The sequence below is a fragment of the Massilia pinisoli genome (genome assembly GCF_024753285.1).
Classification (GTDB): Bacteria; Pseudomonadota; Gammaproteobacteria; order Burkholderiales; family Burkholderiaceae_D; genus Telluria; species Telluria pinisoli.
The window spans coordinates 49,275-63,782 of sequence record NZ_JANUGW010000022.1 but is presented as its reverse complement, the minus strand read 5'-3'; the positions used below and the strand labels follow the sequence as shown (position 1 = coordinate 63,782).

The 14,508-nt window shown below is 60.8% G+C and carries 13 protein-coding genes; 5 read left to right on the top strand and 8 right to left on the bottom strand.

Annotated features, from left to right (window positions below):
• Window positions 1–101: 101 nt before the first annotated feature.
• From NX784_RS23380 to kynU, 8 genes are all read right to left on the bottom strand, one after another.
• The gene (locus NX784_RS23380; protein ID WP_258819084.1) at window positions 102–356 is read right to left on the bottom strand and encodes a PAAR domain-containing protein; all 255 of its coding nucleotides are present in this window, start codon (window positions 354–356) and stop codon (window positions 102–104) included.
• Window positions 353–1,378: a T6SS immunity protein Tli4 family protein gene (locus NX784_RS23375; protein WP_258819083.1), complete on the bottom strand. Its 1,026-nt coding sequence runs from the start codon at window positions 1,376–1,378 to the stop codon at window positions 353–355. Before NX784_RS23375 ends, NX784_RS23380 begins: the two co-directional genes overlap by 4 nt.
• 142 nt (window positions 1,379–1,520) lie before the next feature.
• Window positions 1,521–3,344 carry an esterase/lipase family protein gene (locus tag NX784_RS23370; RefSeq protein ID WP_258819082.1) on the bottom strand — a complete coding sequence of 608 codons (1,824 nt, stop codon included), beginning with the start codon at window positions 3,342–3,344 and terminating at the stop codon, window positions 1,521–1,523.
• Window positions 3,341–5,965, bottom strand: a complete 2,625-nt coding sequence (locus NX784_RS23365) for a type VI secretion system Vgr family protein (RefSeq protein ID WP_258819081.1) — start codon at window positions 5,963–5,965, stop codon at window positions 3,341–3,343. The genes NX784_RS23370 and NX784_RS23365 overlap by 4 nt, the downstream gene beginning before the upstream one ends.
• A 175-nt stretch (window positions 5,966–6,140) precedes the next feature.
• Window positions 6,141–7,256, bottom strand: coding sequence for an acyltransferase family protein (locus NX784_RS23360; RefSeq protein WP_258819080.1), 1,116 nt, complete (start codon window positions 7,254–7,256; stop codon window positions 6,141–6,143).
• Between the two features lie 16 nt (window positions 7,257–7,272).
• Window positions 7,273–7,818: an RBBP9/YdeN family alpha/beta hydrolase gene (locus NX784_RS23355; protein ID WP_258819079.1), complete on the bottom strand. Its 546-nt coding sequence runs from the start codon at window positions 7,816–7,818 to the stop codon at window positions 7,273–7,275.
• 48 nt (window positions 7,819–7,866) lie between these two features.
• Window positions 7,867–8,706 carry a tryptophan 2,3-dioxygenase gene (gene kynA, locus NX784_RS23350; protein WP_258819078.1) on the bottom strand — a complete coding sequence of 280 codons (840 nt, stop codon included), beginning with the start codon at window positions 8,704–8,706 and terminating at the stop codon, window positions 7,867–7,869.
• A 9-nt stretch (window positions 8,707–8,715) separates the two neighbouring features.
• A complete protein-coding gene (kynU, locus tag NX784_RS23345; protein ID WP_258819077.1) occupies window positions 8,716–9,990 on the bottom strand; it encodes a kynureninase in 1,275 nt (424 codons plus the stop codon).
• A gap of 736 nt (window positions 9,991–10,726) precedes the next feature.
• Between kynU and flhD the strand changes: the two genes are divergently transcribed.
• From flhD to motB, 5 genes are all read left to right on the top strand, one after another.
• Window positions 10,727–11,044, top strand: coding sequence for a flagellar transcriptional regulator FlhD (gene flhD / locus NX784_RS23340; protein WP_258819076.1), 318 nt, complete (start codon window positions 10,727–10,729; stop codon window positions 11,042–11,044).
• Window positions 11,045–11,107: 63 nt separating this feature from the next.
• Complete coding sequence (gene flhC / locus NX784_RS23335) at window positions 11,108–11,656, top strand: flagellar transcriptional regulator FlhC (protein ID WP_258819075.1); 549 nt, start codon at window positions 11,108–11,110, stop codon at window positions 11,654–11,656.
• 89 nt (window positions 11,657–11,745) lie between these two features.
• Window positions 11,746–12,477, top strand: coding sequence for a class I SAM-dependent methyltransferase (locus NX784_RS23330; RefSeq protein WP_370662965.1), 732 nt, complete (start codon window positions 11,746–11,748; stop codon window positions 12,475–12,477).
• Between the two features lie 134 nt (window positions 12,478–12,611).
• Window positions 12,612–13,472, top strand: coding sequence for a flagellar motor stator protein MotA (gene motA / locus NX784_RS23325; protein WP_166859054.1), 861 nt, complete (start codon window positions 12,612–12,614; stop codon window positions 13,470–13,472).
• Between the two features lie 48 nt (window positions 13,473–13,520).
• Window positions 13,521–14,492, top strand: coding sequence for a flagellar motor protein MotB (motB, locus tag NX784_RS23320; RefSeq protein WP_258819074.1), 972 nt, complete (start codon window positions 13,521–13,523; stop codon window positions 14,490–14,492).
• The last annotated feature ends 16 nt before the right edge of the window (window positions 14,493–14,508 follow it).

Below are 14,508 nucleotides of genomic sequence, written 5' to 3'. Positions count from 1 at the left end.
CCAGTCGTCGACAGCGCCGTCGAAAAAGAGAAAGGGCAGGGTCATCCGGCCCTTTTTCATGTTGACGGGCGGGGCACTCGTTTGACGTCGCGTTGCTCGACTTATAGCGACGTCATCAGACGTGCACCGCATTCCGTCATATCGCCGTCGTAGGCATATGGCTTGCCTTCGTGGCGCGCACCGGCGCCGTCCGGCTTGATCGCAAAATTGCCCTTGCACTTGGGACATTGCGTCATGTCGCCCTGAACTGCCGCGGCCACGCCCATCACGGCCGTGCCCGACGAGGCGCTGATGACTTGACCGCCGTGGTCAGTCTTGTCGTTGAGGCGGATGGCGCCGCGTCCTTGGTGTTTCATCGTTTGCCCTCGTCAATGGCTCGCGGCGGCTGCGCCGTTTTGGTTGGCAGGAAATAGTACGATCCTTCCGGCGCGCCGGGTACCTTGACGCGGAATTTCAGGCCGGAGAGCAGCTTGTCCCATAAGGCGACGGCTTCGTCGTCGGTGAGAGAAGCGGCTTTTGCGGCGCCGACCATGTTGTGTTCGACCTTGGTGTACATGTTGACAATAAACTCTGACGGGTTGGCTACGTCTTTTGGCGTGCCGACGAAACCCCATTCGAAATCGTGTACCCCATTCGGGCGTTTGATGAGCGACTCCTCACCGTGCCAATGTTGCACGCTCCGTTTGCCTTCGCGCAAAACGGTTCGGTGCGGATACATAACGCCTTGTTCCTGTTGTGCCTGACGGACGCGCGCCAGCACGGACAATTCTTCTACTTTCTTTTTCTCGAATTCTTCCTTGGGATAATCAGCATATGCGTCCTTGTTGGAACTGATCGAAAAGGTGACGTCGGGCAGGCTTGGGAGGTAGATGCCAACGTTGACCATCTCCTGGTCGCCGTAAAAAGAGCTGGCCATGAAGCCATGCTCGATGCAGTAGCCTTCTTCGGCTGGGATGTCGGCCTCGGTGCGCACGCGTAGACTCTTGGCCCGTCGGACCTCCCGAGCTAAAGCCTGCTCCTCGGACTGACCGGTGATGGGATCAAGACCTCCCGTCAGTAGAAAAATAAAATCCTGTTTATTGATATAGGTTTTGAAGAGATAAAGGTTGAGTTGTTTTGCAGCTTTGTCTTCGTAGTATCTGATTTGCCAGCTGCCTTCAATGGGGCCTCCGTCGTTATATGTGATTTCGACATCGTTATCGTGGCGTCTCATTGTCTCGATATCTTGGGTGATCTTTTTTTTCATGAACACTGTGTTTCCTTTGAGAAAATCTATTTCGGAAGGAAATGAAGTCTTTCCCCATATGATCTGGGCTTCCTTGGGAACAAGGAGCGCATATCGCCCAAAACATACAATTTTGTTCTCCTTGAATAACATGTTTAGTCGTGAGCTGAGCGCAATAGTCACTGGCACGGCAGTCCCCTTGTTAACGTATTGACTTTGATGTGATCGTAAAAAAACGATGAATAATAGCGAAAAGCAGAATCCGCCCAAGACGAGGTTGGTTTTCGTTCGCATATTAATTCCATTTTGCGGTTGTTGCTATTTTTATAATTGAATATAGCATTGAGCCAAGTACGAACGGACTTGTGTAGCTGTCTTGGTGCTCATAACCTGTGCCTTTCACTTTTCCATGCGGGAATAACATGCCGGTGATTTTGTGCGCTGAACGTTCGGCTGGGACGGTTTCGTCACCGGGTGCATCGGGCGGTTGCAATGTAAGCTTGAGCACTCTTGTCCCCGCTTGTACAGTCAATGTCCCCTTTTTGTCGTCACTCAGTAGTTTCCAAGTGTCTGCCGGTGGCAAAGAAACTAGGCTGCTATCCGACACATCCGCATTAGCTATCTTGAACGTCAAGCTGCCGTAGCTTTTGTGCTCGTTCGATACGCAAAAGCTGGCATAGCACTGCGTTGGATGGAAAGTCTTTTCGATGGCATCGAGGAAGGTGTAAGCCATCATTAAACGTTGCTGCACTCTTGTTATGCCGCCTCCATTTTCGAACGAGACCTTCCCGGGATTGACCCAGTCCGGGTTGATGAGGCGCCACCAATTGTTCTGCGGCTTAAGGTAAATGTCTGTAAGGGCATTTTCGGTTGCACTCGGCCAGCTGCGGATCGTTCGACCAGTCCCATCCACGACTTTTAGCCAGTCTTTGCCATATCCGGTCGCCGGTAACAACTCCAAAGGCGCTGGTGCGTTCGCAAGTATCGCGGTCGCATTTTCACCGTCGATACCTACGATGTCGGCGAAAATTTCTGCCTTTATTCCTTGCTTTTCCAAGAATCCGAAACGCATGCGACGATAGGCAGCGGCGGCCCCAAGTGTCGGCATGACATTATGGTAAATTCCTAGCACCCTTACGGTGTGGTCGTTCAAAAGATTTCCGTACTTGGGATGAATCAGCGCTCGAGCCACGAGTCCGCCCATGCTGTGCGTGACAATAATGACTTCGCTACATTTAAATCCACGCTTCTGATAGCCCTGGACCAATCCCCGGATCCGATCTGCGATGACCTTGGCGGAGTCGGCGTTGCTTTTCAAATAGTTGTACCCCATGGCGTGCACTGGATACCAGCAGTTGGCAACCCTTTTTAAGTCGTCGATCTTCAGATCAAGGCCGGAAAGTGGTCCAAACAATGAGTTGGGGGAACTGGTGTTCCATTCGCCATAGGGGTCCAGTTGCCCATTTCTCGATATATTGTTAAGGTAACGCTCGGTGGTTTTTAGCATTTCACCATAAGCGCCAGCGAAGAGCACTTCACTCCATCCGCGCCATCGCGCTATTTGAGCAGCGCTTTCAAACCGTCGCTCTGATCCTCGGGACTCGTTTATTAGAAACTGATCTCTGATTAAAGGAGGAATAGGAGCTAGTTCGTCAGGTACATTTTTGTGACGTTTGTCAGACGCAAGTGTTTCCTTGCCTCCTGGGTCGAATCTGCCGTTGCTTTCTGTATAGTGGTAGTATTCGACTTCGGTTTCGTTGGGGTCGAATGTCAGTTGGCGTTGAGCAGGCGATGCTTTGCGGAATTCGCCACCGTACCCTTTTTTGAATAGAGTTGATAATCCGTCGGATAGCGTGAGCATGTCATCGGGGCGCCAAGCTCGGTTGTCGTCCTTGCGTTGTAACTCATCTTGACGTTTCTTACTCATGCGAAGATTACTGCCCATAACGCCGGGCAAAAAGATGACGGGTATGACCTTGCCCGGGGGAACTTTTATGTCGTGGCGGACGGTGTCGCTGGTGTCGGTCATGTACACGGCATACTCGGCCCATCCGCCAACACCTTGACTGAACTCGGCCTGATGATTGCCGCGTTCGTTCAATCCTTTTTCGTTGCTCATGGAAGTTCACCTTTCCATCGGACTTTATAATTGTCTATCTCCGCACTTTTTTGTAAGCCAGTTGTGCCGCTTGATGATGTTTTCCCCGTTGTAGTTGTTCCGTCACTCCTGATCAGTTCGTAAGAAACGCCGTCGGCTGGCTTGTCGTCGTCCTGGAGAAAATTTACTTCCTGATCGAAGCGGTAACCCGTCGACTTCTCGTTGAATGCTTGCGAGACACTCTTCGGCGCTAACGTCTCCAGATTTCCGTGAAAAAGCACGGGCGACGAAGTGAAGAACTGCGTCTGCTCACTAATCTCGAGCATGTGATTCGCACCCTGGATTCGCACACCTTTTTTGCCTCGGATGGTGACCCAGTCGGATTCACTCAAGAGCGCCAGCACCTTGTTGGCAATGACCTCGACGTCATCCTCCTGCGCCTGCACGGACACCTTCCCGCCAGCGGCAATCAGCTTCATACCCGCCTTGTGCACGAATAGCCGGAACGTTTTTCCGATACTGGCAAACAGACCGTCCACACTGGCGATCGACAGGGTTTTTCCGCTCGTGATGGCCGTATGGCGCGTGCTGGCGATATGCGTGGATTGCGCGGAGCTGAGTTCGATGCCGGCAGGGCTCGCAACGACGAGGTGCGGCGCGGTCAATTCCGGGAACTCCCCTTTGCCCGCACCTCGAATGTCGACGTTCTGCGATTTGAGATCGTCTACCGCATCGCCTTGCTGACTCTGCTTCTCCTGGACGCCGTAGTGCTGTGCCATTCCGACCAATTGTTCCTGCAGATCCGTGGCCGAAGATAATCGTTGAACCGTTTCGCCCATGTCCTTGATGGGAGAGCCAGCGCTCGAGCGGGCTTCCGTGGTGATGAGCATGCCTTCGGCCGCGCGAACAACCCCATGCCCGTCGGTGCGCAGCTCCCATCCTTCGCCCCGAACATCCTTGCGTCCCTTCGTGTCCTCGATGCGCGTGATATGGCCCAGCGACAGCTGACTGCACAGATGGTCGCTCTTGAGCTGCGCCTGAATCTTGCCCGCCGTATCGTCCAGGATCAGATGATTGCCTCGCGTACCGCCTCCGAGTTCCCGACTGCGCAACCCGCTCAGCGCCTGCTGCCCCGGCAACTGCCACGGTGGCATTTGCACGCAGTTGTACAGCGCGCCAAGAATCACCGGGTGATCGATATTCGCGTCGAGAAAAAGCACTGCCACTTCCTCACCCACGCGCGGCAACCGGATTTCGCCAAACCGGTTTCCTGCACCCGGCGACATGACGCGCAGCCACGGCGAGCTGTTCTCGTCGTAGTTGCCCAGCCGGTCCCAATGAAATTGGACCTTCACCCGGCCATAGCCATCGGTGTAAATTTCGGAACCGGCCGGCCCGACGACGATGGCCGTCTGGATGCCGGGATAGGTGCAGGGTTGGCTGTTGTAATTGCGGCCCGGCCGCCATGGGATGATTTTGCGGATGCACCGGAACGTGTTTTCGTAATTCGATGGCGCGCCGGGCCCAGCCTGGTAATTGTTGCTGACCTCGTGGTCGACGGACAGGATTAGGTAATCGCGATTGACGATGCTCGGATGCGGCTCTTCGCCCCACTTGGTCGAGTGCATCTCCGCGCTGAAGTGGTCGCCGAGCTTGAAATACCGGCCCGGCAGGACGGTGCGATCGTTGCCGCGCGCTTCGAAATACTGCGTGTTCGCATCGCGCTCGCCCATGCGTTGGTAGGCGAGCCGTTCGCCGTCGTCATGCGTGCGAAAGCCGTCTGAACCCGTGTATTCGTGGATGTCGTATGGATAAACGTCGCCCTGTTTGTTCAGCGATTCTGCCGTCGAGCGCTGCACGATGGGATTCTTGTAATCGAAGCTCGCCAACGTCGTCTGGCCGGACCCGATGCGGCGCACGGGACTCCATTCGTGGATGCCGTCGTCCTCGAGCGAGCCTGCCTTGTCGCGAAACGGGATGACGCCTGAATCGTCGATCCCGTTCGCGTCGATCTGTTGTGCGAGTGTGCTTTTATCGTAGAGCCAGAGCGTGTGACCATCTGCCCGGTGCTCGTACGAATACATCAGACCCAGTGCTTCCCAGCGGCGGTGCAGATGGTTGTAGTCGGTTTCGTCGTACTGGTTGGCGCAGGTCATGCGCGGGTCGTCGCCGATCAGGTGCACGCGCCAGTCGGCTTGCCGATAGTGCGCGAAGGTGAGCTCCGTCAATTCGATGACGCTCTTGCCGTGGAACGACACGTTGTCCTTGCGCAGCCTGGTGAATGCGAGCCAGGGCTCGAGCACCATGCGATAGAACGCGAAGCCGCCATCTGCGCGCAGCAAGCAAAATTCGGTGACGTAGCCGTTGAAGTGGCGCAGCGAGCCGTCTTCGCGCACGAGCGAGATCGTGACCATGCGCGCCATCATCGTCTTCAATGGAATCCGGGCATCGTCCGACAACAGCTCGACCTCGAAACGAAAGCAGCGCGAGATTGCCTCGTGCGCGGACATCCTGTTCGGCAGCAGGACGGCATGCGGCCCGTCGCCGCGCGGAAACGCCAGGCGCATCAGGCGGTCGTGCTGCGCATCGAAACCGAATGCCGAGAGCAGTGCGCGTGCCGCAATCGCCAAGCTTCCATCCATGTGGCATCTCCGATAGTTGATCAGGTAGCTGATAACCATCGGCTAAGGTACGCAACGGCGCACGATGAGTCTTGATTAAATGCAAGCCGGTATGGCGGGGCGATTCGCGGATGAGCGTGACTCAGAAATTGCAACTAACCGACATAAGCGCCGAGCAAGGCTGAAGCCCCGGCAATCAGGCCTTCTGCCCCAGGCCGCGCGCCCCCAGCGCAAAAGCCGCATCGAACACTCGCCGTAGCACTCGTTGCACCACCTCCGTGAACGGATTTAACGCCAGCGCGACAACGGCAATGGCAACGGCAATGGCGCCGATCTGATGCGCCGCGCCGCGTTCGACCGGCAACACCGCCTCCCACAAGCCAATGACGATGCCATGCGACAGATACAGCGTGAACGTATGCCCGGCAAGGAACCGGATGGGCCGCGCAACACGCAGCAGGCCGTCGAACCCCGCCTGGCGCGCGCACGCGAAATTCAGCAGCACGAGCAGCATGACGGCGTAATCGGCCAGCACGCGGTCCGCGCTGCCCATGCGGATGCCTGCGAACGGCCACAGGCCTTGCGCGACGCCGCGCAGGTAAGGCTCCGGATCGAGCCAGCCCCACAGGCCGATGAGGACGACACTCAGCAGCCAGCCCGCACGCGCGATGGCAGGCCCGAACGTCAGCCGGTTATGCAGGCGATACAGCGCGACCCCGGACAGCCACACGGGGAGCAGGAGCCACAGGCGCGGCCCGACGAAGGCCAGCACGGCGCCCGCGGCGATCCAGCGGCGTGGGCCGCGGAGGTAGTGGAATACGCCGAACAGCACGTAGTACCACGCTTCGTAATCGAGCGACCAGTACGGGATCAGCCAGGGCGGACGCTCGACGAAATGCCAGACGTCCCCCAGGAACGCGAGGTGGAAGGGTATATAAAGCCACGGACGGCGCAGTTCGTAGCCGTCTTCGACCCGCAGCTGCAGCACGTCGCGCACGAACGTCGCCAGCAGGAACGACAGCGCCAGCACGGGCAGCACGACGGAGTACAGGCGCGCCGCGCGCGCCACGACGTAGCTGCGCGCCGTGACGTTCTTGTGTTCCGCGCTGTACGCGATCACGAAGCCGGAGAGCACGAAGAACGCGATCACGGCCTCGCGGCCGAAGTCGGGGATCGCGGCGATCTGCGCGTCGTCGAAGATGTGGAAGAAGCCGAAGTGCGCCACGACGACGGCCAGCGCCGCGCAGCCGCGCGCGCAGTCGAGGTAGAGGGAGAAGCGCGCGTCGAGCGCACCGGCCCGCGCTGGCGTCATGGTGCCGTCCGCAGGGTCAGGGGTTCAGGTCGCGGCAGAAGTCGTCGAGCATCGCGAAGCCCTCCGGCCACGCGCCATAGCCGCTGGCGCCGTTGATGTGGCCCGCAGGGCCGATCTCCACGAGCTTGCTGCCCCATGCCTGCGCGAACGCGCGCGCGCGGTCCGGCGCCACGTATTCGTCGTTGCTGCTCGCGACGACGATCGACGGGAACGGCAGCCGTTCGAGCGGGATCGGCTTGAAGCCGTTCGCGTCGATCGGGTAGGACGGGGCCTCGACGTCGCTCGGCGCGACGAGGAAGGCGCCTGCCACTTTCAAGGTCGAGCAGGATTGCGCCCACTGCGCCACGAGCATGCACGCGAGGCTGTGCGCGACGAGGATGGGCCGGCCTTCGCAATCGGCGATGGCGGCATCCAGTTCGGCGACCCATTCGTCGCGATCCGGATTGTTCCAGTCGCGGTGCGCCACCCGCGTCCAGCACGGGTGCCGTTGCTCCCAGTGGGTCTGCCAGTGTTGCGGGCCCGAGTTCCACAGGCCGGCCAGGGTCAGGATGTCGCACTTCATGTTCGCTCCAGGGTGGTCTCGCGGGCATTGTACGCTGAAGAGACGGCGCTACAGTGCCGTGCGCAGCGCGAACAGCTCTGGAAACAGCACGACGTCCAGCATCTTGCGCAGGTAGCTGACGCCCGCCGTGCCGCCGGTGCCCGTCTTGAAGCCGATGATGCGCTCCACCGTCGACACGTGGCGGAAGCGCCAGAAACGGAATGCCGTCTCCAGGTCGACGAGCTTCTCGGCCAGCTCGTACAAGGCCCAGTGGTGCTCGGGATCGCGATACACCTCGAGCCATGCGGCCATCACGGAATCGTCCTGGACGGTCGGCAGCGTCGGGTCGGCGTCCAGCCGGGCCGGCGCGATGGCGAGGCCGTTGCGCGCGAGCAGGCGCACAGCCTCGTCGTAGATCGACGGCGCGTGCAGCTCGCGTTCGAGCAGCGCGTGGTGCTCCGGCGACGTCTGGTGCACGGCCAGCATGGCGGCGTTCTTGTTCCCGAGGATGAATTCGAGCTCCCGGTACTGGAACGACTGGAAGCCGGACGACGACGCCAGGTACGGGCGAATCGCGCTGTATTCCGGCGGCGTCATCGTGGCCAGCACGTCCCACGCGTGCACCAGCTGGTCCATGATGCGCGCCACCCGCGCCAGCATCTTGAAGGCGGGTGGCAGGTCGTCGGCGCGGATGTGGGTGCGCACGGCCTGCAGTTCGTGCAGCATCAGCTTGATCCACAGCTCGCTCGTCTGGTGCTGGATGATGAACAGCATCTCGTTATGGTTCGGCGACAGCGGCGCCTGTGCGGACAGGATCTTGTCCAGGCCCAGGTAGTCGCCGTAGCTCATGCTGCGGCTGAAGTCCATCTGCGCGCCGTGCCAGTCGGCGTCCTTCTTGGTCTCGTCCATGGTCGCTCCTCAAGTCACGGCGCTGCGGGCGGCGCGGGTGTCGTACGCTTCCCGGTCGAGGATGTCGCGCAGCGTCTCCACCGCGTCCCACACATCCGCGAAGCTCGTGTACAGCGGCGTGAAGCCGAAGCGCATGATCTCCGGCTCGCGGTAGTCGCCGATGACGCCGCGCGCGATCAGCGCCTGCATCACCGCATAACCGTGCGGATGCGTGAAACTCACCTGGCTGCCGCGCTCCGCATGCGCGCGCGGCGTGACGAGGCCCAGCGGATGCTTGGCGCAACGTCGCTCCACCAGCGCGATGAACAGGTCCGTGAGGGCGAGCGACTTCGCGCGCAGGGCGGCCATGCTCGTGGCCTCGAAGATCTCCAGCCCGCATTCGACGAGTGCCAGCGACACCACCGGCTGCGTGCCGCACAGCGCGCGGCCGATGCCGTCGGCCGCTTCGAAGCCGTGGGACATCGCGAACGGCGCCGCATGACTCCACCAGCCCGTGAGCGGATGGCGGAACGCGGCCTGGTGATGGCGCGGCACCCAGATGAACGCCGGGGCGCCCGGGCCGCCGTTCAGGTATTTATACGTGCAGCCCACGGCGAAGTCGGCGCCGGCAGCGTGCAGGTCCAGCGGTACGGCGCCGGCGGAATGGGCCAGGTCCCACACGGCCAGCGCGCCGCGCGCGTGCGCGTGGGCGGACAGCGCCGCCATGTCGTGCATGCGCCCCGTCCGATAGTTCACATGGGTAAGCATCAGCACGGCGCAGTCGGCACCGACGGCCGCTGCCAGTTCCTCGGGCGAATCGACGAGACGGATCCGGTAGCCGCGGTCCAGCCAGCGCGCAAGGCCGTCCGCCATATAGATATCGGTGGGGAAGTTGCTGCGCTCGGTGACGATGACCTTGCGCGCCGGGTCGCGCTCGGCCTGCAGCGCAAGGGCCGCGGCCAGCGCCTTGAACAGGTTCAGCGACGTCGTGTCCGTGACGACCACTTCGCCGGCCGCGGCGCCGATGAGGGGCGCCAAGCGGTCGCCGAGCCGGCCTGGCAGGGCGAACCACCCGGCCGTGTTCCAACTTCGGATCAGTCCTTGCCCCCATTCGTGGGCGACGACGTCGCGCGCGCGCTCGAGCGCCGCGCGCGGGCGGGCGCCCAGGGAATTGCCGTCCAGGTAGATGACGCCTGCCGGCAGGTCGAAGCGGGCGCGCAGCGGGGCGAGCGGGTCGGCGGCGTCCAGCGCGACGCAGGCGGCGCGCGTCGTGGCAGTGGCGATGTCATGGGTGAGGGTGCTCATGCGGCCATCCCGTTGGTGAGGGTGGCGGCGCCGGGCCGGACCGGTGCGGCAGCCGAGATCGTCGGGCTGCCGTGCCGGAGGATTGGAACGTGCATGGGAGTTCCTCCAGGGTAGGGTGCGGGAAGTGTAGCAAGAAAACCATCAGCGCCGGCAATGCCGACGTTATCGCTTTTGCATCAATAAGGCGCCATCGAAAAATTTTCAAATTTTTTTTCGATGCGACCCTAAAGTTCCCCGCAAGCCGTCCGATAACCCATTCAGATGACCGGGATCGGGTCTTGAAAAAATTTTTTGCAGAAACCCTAAAGTTTCGCAAAACGCGTCCGATAACCCTCTCAGATGTCCGGAACTGGATCGAAAAAAGTTTGTCGAAACCCTAAAGTTCGGCAAAAACCGTCCGATAACGGCTCTGTAGGGATGCTTAAGGGACAAAGAATTTTTTTGAGGAACCCTAAAGTTCCCGAAACCGTTGACGTAAACCAACACAGCAGTATGTTGTTGGCAGCGTCAAAGGGCAGGAAACGGCCCCGGTTTCACATCACACTTCTGCCCCCTTTTCATAGGGGTGCCCCCACGATTCGGCAGGGTTTGTCAGACAAACTCCTACGGGTCGCGTTCGTCTTTGCCGGACGAAAAATACAGACACTCTCCAATTCTCCAAAAGTTTCCTCACAGTCAGAATCTATCTCAACGGCAACACACAACGCCTCACAGATACGATCAACGGAGAGATGAAATGACTGCGAACGACATGATGGCTGAAATTCGTGATGCGAACCTGAGCTACCTGATGCTGGCACAGCAGATGATCCGCGCAGACAAGGTCACCGCAATCTTCCGCCTCGGCATCTCGGCCGACATCGCCGACCTGATCGAAGGCATGAGCAACTCCCAGATCCTGAAACTCGCCGGCGGCAACATGATGCTGGCCCGCTTCCGCTTCGACGATGTCGCCATCCTCGGCATGCTGACGAGCCACAGCAAGGACCGCGCCCTGGCCCAGTCCCACGCCGCGATCCTGATGGCAGGCCAGCCGGCCGAAGAAATCGCCTAAGCAAGCCTTTAGCAAGTCGAAGTCGAAGTCGAAGTCGAACTCAAGCGAAGTCAGGAGAACAGCATGACCAAGAAAAGCGTCGTTTCGGAAGCCCAGGAAATCCAGCTCGCCATCGAACTGATCCAGCTCGGTGCCCGTCTCCAGCTGCTGGAAAGCGAAGTCTCCCTGTCGCGCGAGCGCTTGATCAAGCTGTACAAGGAACTGAAGGGCGTGTCGCCGCCGAAGGGCATGCTGCCGTTCTCGACCGACTGGTTCCTGACGTGGCAGCCGAACATCCACGCTTCGCTGTACATCAATATCTATAAGTTCCTCGTCGAGTACGCCGGTGCCACGGGCATCGAGGCCGTCATGAAGGCTTATAAACTGTATCTGGAACAGATGCCGCCGGCACCGGGCGAAGAGCCGCTGCTGTCGCTGACCCGTGCCTGGACCCTCGTGCGCTTCTTCCAGGGCAATATGCTCGTGCTGGCACCGTGCGGCAAATGCCAGGGCAAGTACGTCGTCAACACCCTCGACCTGAACAACGATTACCAGTGTGGCCTGTGCCACATGCCTTCGCGCGCAGGCAAGACCCGCAAAGCCAAGGACGCCGCCGCGCTGGCCGCCGCCTGAGCCGTTTTTCCCTCGACGTGATCCGTATCTTCTCCCCGCGGGGCAGGCCAGGCGGGGCTGCTCCGCGTCGTGCTTTCGGCGCCCCGTCCGTGCGCGCGCTGCTCGCGCAGGCCGGCGCCTTTCCCCTGACCCTGATCGCCGTGTGGCTGCTGGCCCGTGCGGGCGTCCCCATGTCGTGGGAAGGCGTCGCGCTCGTCCAGGGCGCCCTGGCCGCGCTCGTGGCGTGGTGGCTCGGGCTCGCCGTCTGGTGGCGCGCGATCGAGCTCGTGTTCCCGTCGGGTGTACTGCTGGCGCGCGGGTTCGACCTGCCGCCCAGCGTGTTCCTCGTCCTGTTCGTGCTGTTCCTGCTCGTGTACTGGTCGACATTCCGCACCCAGGTGCCGTACTACCCGTCCGGGCGCGGCGCGTGGGATGCCGTCGCGGACGCGTTGCCGGCGGACCGTCCGCTCGCCATCGCCGACGTGGGCAGCGGCCTGGGCGGGCTCGTGCTCGACCTGGCGCGGCGCCGGCCCGATTCCCGGGTGGACGGTATCGAACTGGCACCGCTGCCGTGGTTCGTCAGCCGGCTGCGCGCGAAGCTGTCCGGCAGCCGGGCGCGCTTCCTGCTCGGCGATTACGAAGCGTTGAATTTTGGTCACTATGACGTGGTGTTCGCCTATCTGTCACCGGCCGCGATGGCAGGGCTGTGGCGCAAGGCGGAGAGCGAAATGCGCCCCGGTAGCATCCTGTTAAGTTACGAATTCGATATTCCAGGCAGAATGCCCGACCGTCGCATTGTGACGACTAACAGTAAGAAAATTCTCTATCTTTGGCAATTTTGACGGTGCCCGGGCCACTTTTACTTGCCCGTGGTCCATTCTCAAGCTAATCTAATTCCCTACGTAAATATTTCTCTTTGGATTCATCAACTTGAATCCAAACCGGGCCAGTCCCGGAATCACGCATCGGGAGTCCCGTGTTTGTCATTGTTGGTTACGTTGTAGTGCTCGCCGCCGTGTTCGGCGGCTTCGCGATGAACGGCGGTCACCTGGCGGCGCTGTGGCAGCCGCTGGAACTCGTCATGATCGGCGGCGCCGCGCTCGGCGCCTTCTTCGTCGGCAACAATCCGAAGGCCGTGAAGGCGACCCTCGCCGCGCTGCCCACCTTGTTCAAAGGTTCCAAGTACACGCGCGAGATGTATATGGAGCTGATGTCGCTGCTGTTCGACGTGCTGTCGAAAGTGCGCAAGGAAGGCCTGATGTCGATCGAAGGCGACATCGAGAGCCCAGAGCAGAGCCCCGTGTTCTCGAAATACCCGGCCGTGCTGGCGGACCACCACATTGTCGAATTCATCACCGATTACCTGCGCTTGATGGTTTCGGGCAACATGGACGCGTTCCAGATCGAGAACCTGATGGACAACGAGATCGAGACCCACCATCATGAAGGTGCGGTCCCGGCACAATGTATTGCGAAGCTGGGCGATGGCCTGCCGGCATTCGGTATCGTGGCGGCCGTCATGGGCGTCGTGCACACGATGGAATCCGTGGGCCTGCCGCCGGCCGAGCTGGGCATCCTGATCGCGCACGCGCTGGTCGGTACGTTCCTCGGCATCCTGCTGGCGTACGGCTTCGTCGGTCCGCTGTCCAGCTTGCTCGAACAGAAGCTGGAGGAGTCGACGAAGATGTTCCAGACCGTGAAAGTGACGCTGTTGGCCAGCCTGAACGGTTACGCCCCGGCGCTGGCCGTCGAATTCGGCCGCAAGGTGCTGTACTCGACGGAGCGCCCGACCTTCGCGGAACTCGAGGACCATATCAAGAAGGCCAAGAGCAAATAACGGTGCGACACATGGTGCGACACATCCACATCGGCGCGGGAGTGCGGCATGGCTGACGAAGGCCAGCGGCCCATCATCGTCAAGCGCGTCAAGAAGGGCGGCCACGGCCATCATGGCGGCGCCTGGAAGATCGCGTACGCCGACTTCGTGACGGCGATGATGGCGTTCTTCCTGCTGATGTGGCTGCTCGGCTCGACGACGAAGGGCGACATGGAAGGCATCGCACAATACTTCAAGACGCCGCTGAAGGTCGCCATGCAGGGCGGCTCGGGCGCAGGCAACAGCAATTCGATCCTGCAGGGCGGCGGCAAGGACCTGACGCGCCGCAACGGCCAGGTCAAGAACGGCGACATCGAAGCGAACCGGAAATCGATGGACCTGAAGGCCGCGCGCGAAGCCCTCGAGAAAGAGGAAGCGACGCGCCTGGAACAGCTGAAGCAGCGCATCCAGCAGACGATCGACGCCAATCCGCTGCTGCGCAAGTACAAGAACCAGTTGCTGCTGGACGTGACGAGCGAAGGCCTGCGCATCCAGATCGTCGACGAAAAGAATCGTCCCATGTTCGCATCCGCGAGCGCCGAGCTGCAGCCGTACACCCGCGACATCCTCGATGTGCTGGGCCTCGTGCTGAACGACGTGCCGAACCGCATCGGCCTGTCGGGCCATACGGATTCGACGCCGTATTCGACGCCGGCGGGCTACACGAACTGGGAACTGTCGGCCGACCGCGCCAATGCCTCGCGTCGCGAGCTGGTGCATGGCGGCCTGTCGGATGCGAAAATCCTGCGCGTGGTGGGCCTCGGCTCGGCCGTCCACCTCGACCGCGCCGATCCGTTCAACCCGATCAACCGCCGCATCAGTATCCTCGTGATGAACAAGCGGACGGAGGACGCCGTGCTGCACGACGGCACGCCGCTGGACGTGCCGGGCGAAAGCGCGGACGCTGCGGTGAAGGCCGTGGCCGAGGCGACGGGTGGTGGATTGGCGCAGCCGGCGGCGACGCCGGCAGGGAAACAATAACGGGCGGGAAGTTTGG

What these genes read in the sequence shown, in the direction of transcription:
- NX784_RS23380 (WP_258819084.1), bottom strand. Translation starts at nt 356, where the DNA reads ATGAAACACCAAGGACGCGGCGCCATCCGCCTCAACGACAAGACTGAC.
- NX784_RS23375 (WP_258819083.1), bottom strand. Translation starts at nt 1,378, where the DNA reads ATGTTATTCAAGGAGAACAAAATTGTATGTTTTGGGCGATATGCGCTC.
- NX784_RS23370 (WP_258819082.1), bottom strand. Translation starts at nt 3,344, where the DNA reads ATGAGCAACGAAAAAGGATTGAACGAACGCGGCAATCATCAGGCCGAG.
- NX784_RS23365 (WP_258819081.1), bottom strand. Translation starts at nt 5,965, where the DNA reads ATGGATGGAAGCTTGGCGATTGCGGCACGCGCACTGCTCTCGGCATTC.
- NX784_RS23360 (WP_258819080.1), bottom strand. Translation starts at nt 7,256, where the DNA reads ATGACGCCAGCGCGGGCCGGTGCGCTCGACGCGCGCTTCTCCCTCTAC.
- NX784_RS23355 (WP_258819079.1), bottom strand. Translation starts at nt 7,818, where the DNA reads ATGAAGTGCGACATCCTGACCCTGGCCGGCCTGTGGAACTCGGGCCCG.
- kynA (WP_258819078.1), bottom strand. Translation starts at nt 8,706, where the DNA reads ATGGACGAGACCAAGAAGGACGCCGACTGGCACGGCGCGCAGATGGAC.
- kynU (WP_258819077.1), bottom strand. Translation starts at nt 9,990, where the DNA reads ATGAGCACCCTCACCCATGACATCGCCACTGCCACGACGCGCGCCGCC.
- flhD (WP_258819076.1), top strand. Translation starts at nt 10,727, where the DNA reads ATGACTGCGAACGACATGATGGCTGAAATTCGTGATGCGAACCTGAGC.
- flhC (WP_258819075.1), top strand. Translation starts at nt 11,108, where the DNA reads ATGACCAAGAAAAGCGTCGTTTCGGAAGCCCAGGAAATCCAGCTCGCC.
- motB (WP_258819074.1), top strand. Translation starts at nt 13,521, where the DNA reads ATGGCTGACGAAGGCCAGCGGCCCATCATCGTCAAGCGCGTCAAGAAG.